At 70.1% G+C, this 4,556-nt stretch carries 3 protein-coding genes; all 3 read left to right on the top strand.

The window, feature by feature from the left end:
• On the top strand, nt 1-1,627 hold a 1,627-nt coding region (locus tag N4P33_RS33100; protein WP_260830630.1), incomplete at its 5' end, for a tetratricopeptide repeat protein.
• A 136-nt stretch (nt 1,628-1,763) separates the two neighbouring features.
• The gene (ald, locus tag N4P33_RS33105) at nt 1,764-2,888 is read left to right on the top strand and encodes an alanine dehydrogenase (protein WP_260830631.1); all 1,125 of its coding nucleotides are present in this window, start codon (nt 1,764-1,766) and stop codon (nt 2,886-2,888) included.
• Nucleotides 2,889-3,311: 423 nt separating this feature from the next.
• A complete protein-coding gene (locus tag N4P33_RS33110) occupies nt 3,312-4,436 on the top strand; it encodes a ParA family protein (protein ID WP_260830632.1) in 1,125 nt (374 codons plus the stop codon).
• Nucleotides 4,437-4,556 lie beyond the last annotated feature (120 nt).

The raw sequence follows: 4,556 nt of genomic DNA on the forward strand, positions 1-4,556 counted from the left end.
CGAGCAGGTCGACGCGCTGCTCCCGGACAACCCGGAGTGCCTGGCCGTCGCCGTGTCCGAGGGGCCGCTGAGCGGGATCTCCGACGTCCGGCCCTGCACCCTCGGCGGGCTCGACACCAAGTCCGCCGTCGAGCTGCTCTCCCGCGCCATCGGCTCGGTGCGGATCACCGTGGACCCCCGCTCCGCCGAGGTCCTGGCCGAGCGGTGCGAGGGGCAGCCGGCCGCGCTGGTGCTGGCCGGTGGCTGGCTCGCCGCCCGGCCCAAGGCCGCCGTCGCCGACCTCGCCAAGCAGCTGCACACCGACACCGAGGGCGGCACGCCCGTCGCCCGGGTCCTCCGGCTGGTGCACGCCTCCCTGCCCGCGTCCGCCGCGCGGACCCTGCGTCTGCTCAGCCTCGCCCCGGCCGGACTGGTCGACCCGCACACCGCCTCCGCGCTCGCCGGGTGCGCGGTGGACAGCGCCGAGACCACGCTGGACGACTTCGCCGCGCTCGGTCTGCTGCACCGGGCGCCGTCCGAGCTGCCGCAGTACGAGGTGCCGGGCTGTCTGCACCCCCTGCTGCGCGCCCTCGCCGAGAGCCATGAGCGGTCCGGCGAGCTGCAGCTGGCCCGCGCCCGCATGCTGGAGCGGACCGTGCGGCTGCTCCAGTCGTGCAGGGCGATCACCGAGACCGACAGCCTCCAGGCGCGCGAGAAGCTCACCGGCCTTCCGCCCTCCCTGCGCTTTCCCCACCCCAGGGCCGCTGCCGACTGGCTGCGCGCCCGGCGCCCCGCCCTGCTGGCCTCCGCCCGGCTCGCGGTGGCCGACGGGGAGCTGGACACCCTGGCCCGGCGCCTGATGGCGCAGCTCGTACGGGCCATGGTGGCGCACTTCGGCACCCAGGCCGCCGCGAGCGACCTGTACGGGCTGCACTCCCTCGTGCTGGACGTGGCCGACCGCCGCAGACTGCCCCGCGAGAGGGCCGCCGCGCTGCTGAATCTGGGCGATCTCGACGCCCGCACCGGCCGCACGGCCGACGCCCTGGTGCGCTATCGCTCCGCGCTGGACGCCGCGCGCCGGGCGAACGACCCGTATGCGACCGGCCGCGCGATGGAATCCGTAGGCGGGGCGCATCTGGAGCTCGGGGACTTCAACCGGGCCGCCGACTGGTTCGGCCGGGCCCTGGCCGAGCGGCTGGCCCGGGACGAGCGCGCGGACGCCGCCCGGCTGTACGGCCGGATCGCCGCCGCCCACACCTACGCCGGCCGCTACGGCGAGGCGCTGCGCAACTGGCGTGCCGCGGTCGCCGGGCACCGCAAGAGCGGTGATGTCGCCGCCCAGGCGCGGGCGTTGAGCGAACTGGCCCGGGTACAGGAGTACGCGGGCCGGCCCGAGGACTCGCTGCGCACCTGCCGGGAGGCGGTGGAGTGGGCGCGGCGCGCCGAGGACATCCGGTTGCAGTCGGCGCTGCACCTGCGGATCGCGGACACCTACGAGCACCTCGGCGATCCCGCCTCCGCCGCGCTGCACCGCGCCTCGGCGGAGCGGATGCTGGAAGAGGAGGCCGCCGGGGTTCCGGAAGGCGACTCCGAGCTGGAACAAGGGGCTAACGCCTGCGAAATCCGCAGCGCATCCGCTGAAGATTGATGCAATGAAAGGCTAGACAGCGGGAACACCTTCATTAGACTGGCTCTGCCGCACTTTCTCCTGCGGTCTCTCCCGGTGTGCCCGTGCGTGCCCGGGTATGTGTAGTAATACCCCCATACTCTCTGAGCCAAGGACCGTGATCGACGTGAAGGTCGGCATCCCCCGCGAGGTCAAGAACAACGAGTTCCGGGTGGCCATCACCCCCGCCGGTGTGCACGAGCTGGTGCGCAACGGCCACCAGGTCGTCATCGAGCGCGGCGCCGGCGTCGGCTCCTCCATCCCGGACGCCGAGTACATCGCCGCGGGCGGGCAGATCCTGGACACCGCCGACGAGGTGTGGGCCGCCGCCGACCTGCTGCTGAAGGTCAAGGAGCCGATCGCGGAGGAGTACCACCGCCTCCGCAAGGACCAGACCCTCTTCACCTACCTGCACCTGGCCGCGTCCAAGGAGTGCACGGACGCCCTGCTGGAGTCCGGCACCACCGCCATCGCCTACGAGACGGTCGAGCTGCCGAACCGCGCCCTGCCGCTGCTCGCCCCCATGTCCGAGGTCGCGGGCCGGCTGGCCCCGCAGGTCGGCGCCTACCACCTGATGGCCGCCAACGGTGGCCGCGGTGTGCTGCCCGGCGGTGTCCCCGGTGTGCTGGCCGGCAAGGCCGTCGTCATCGGCGGTGGCGTCTCCGGCTGGAACGCCGCGCAGATCGCCATCGGCATGGGCTTCCACGTGACCCTGCTCGACAAGGACATCAACAAGCTCAAGGAAGCCGACAAGATCTTCGGCACGAAGATCCAGACCGTCGTCTCCAACGCCTTCGAGCTGGAGAAGGCCTGCCTCGAGGCCGACCTCGTGATCGGCGCGGTGCTGATCCCCGGCGCCAAGGCCCCGAAGCTGGTCAGCAACGAGCTGGTGTCCCGGATGAAGCCCGGAAGTGTCCTTGTCGACATCGCGATCGACCAGGGCGGCTGCTTCGAGGACTCCCACCCGACCACGCACGCCGAGCCGACCTTCAAGGTCCACGAGTCGGTCTTCTACTGCGTGGCCAACATGCCCGGCGCGGTGCCCAACACCTCCACCTACGCGCTCACCAACGCGACGCTGCCCTACATCGTCGAACTCGCCAACCGCGGCTGGGTCGAGGCGCTGCGCCGCGACCCCGCGCTCGCCAAGGGTCTCAACACCCATGACGGCAAGGTCGTTTACAAGGAGGTCGCCGAGGCGCACGGCCTGGAGCACGTGGAGCTCGACTCGCTGCTCGGCTGAGCCGTCCCTGGTCCGACCGGACGTTAAGTCGACCAAGTCATCATCAGGCAAAGGCGATACGTCAACTTCAGTCGTCAACGCCGTACATCCGGCCGGACCTTGTGCACCAAGGTCCGGCCGGATGTGTGTATGGTCACGTCTCGGTTCCGGGACAACTCGCCTCGAACGTAACCCTTCTACCGATTCGCACACCGGCGAAACCTGCCGTGCGACGGCCGTACGCCCTTGACAGCGGGATGTTTCATTGCCGACACATCGGGCCGGGTCCGGCGGATTGTGTTGCTGCGGACCCTCGACACGCCATAGAGTCGCCAGTCGTCGGCATGGTGCCACGCTGACCTGTCTAGAAGTTTCCTGGTCACCAAGGAGGTAAGACGACTTGTGAATGAGTCGACATTTACTCCCGGGGGTGGTCAACCAGGAATGCCGGAACGGGGCCAGGGTCCCGCGGGGTTCGCTGCTGTCGGCTCCGTCGCTGTGCGCACCTTCGCAGCCCACCAGAGTCACCGGAGTTCAGGGGTGACTCACCCAGCACACCAGAGCATGGATGGCCATCACGTGAACGCCATGGCCGGCGACGGAAGTGGCGCGCCCCACAACCATTTCGCCGACTACGACGAACTGCCCGAGGGGCACTTCTACGACCCCGACGCCGAGTACGAGCCCGACCCCGAGTACGCGGCCACGCTCGCGCCCGACGCGGCGCGCCAGCGCCGTGAGCGCATCGGCCCGACCGGGCGCCCGCTGCCGTACTTCCCGATCCCGGGGCCGCTGACCGATCACGGACCCGCGAAGATCATCGCGATGTGCAACCAGAAGGGCGGCGTCGGCAAGACCACGTCGACCATCAACCTGGGTGCCGCGCTCGCGGAGTACGGACGCCGGGTGCTGCTCGTCGACTTCGACCCGCAGGGCGCGCTGTCGGTCGGACTCGGCGTCAACCCCATGGAGCTCGACCTCACCGTCTACAACCTGCTCATGGAGCGGGGCATGGCGGCCGACGAGGTGCTGCTGAAGACGGCGGTCCCCAACATGGACCTGCTGCCCAGCAACATCGACCTGTCGGCGGCCGAGGTGCAGCTGGTGAGCGAGGTCGCGCGCGAGTCCACGCTGCAGCGGGCGCTGAAGCCGCTGATGGACGACTACGACTACATCGTGATCGACTGTCAGCCTTCGCTGGGCCTGCTCACCGTGAACGCGCTGACCGCCGCGCACAAGGTGATCGTGCCGCTGGAGTGCGAGTTCTTCGCGCTGCGCGGTGTCGCGCTGCTGACCGAGACCATCGAGAAGGTCCAGGAACGGCTCAACCCCGACCTGGAACTCGACGGGATCCTCGCCACGATGTACGACTCGCGCACGGTGCACAGCCGTGAGGTGCTCGCGCGCGTCGTCGAGGCGTTCGACGATCACGTCTACCACACGGTCATCGGCCGCACGGTCCGCTTCCCGGAGACCACGGTCGCCGGTGAGCCGATCACCACGTACGCGTCCAACTCCGTCGGTGCCGCCGCCTATCGCCAGCTCGCCAGGGAGGTGCTCGCCCGGTGAGGTGATGCCGGCCGAGCAGGTAGAGGAACCTCAACTCCCAGGTGCTCACCTGGGAGTAGGGCAGGTCGTCCGGCAGGCGGACGTCGTCGAGGAGAGGGTAGAGCCGGCCGAGGTTCGTCA

Source organism: Streptomyces sp. 15-116A, assembly GCF_025290915.1.
GTDB lineage: Bacteria > Actinomycetota > Actinomycetes > Streptomycetales > Streptomycetaceae > Streptomyces.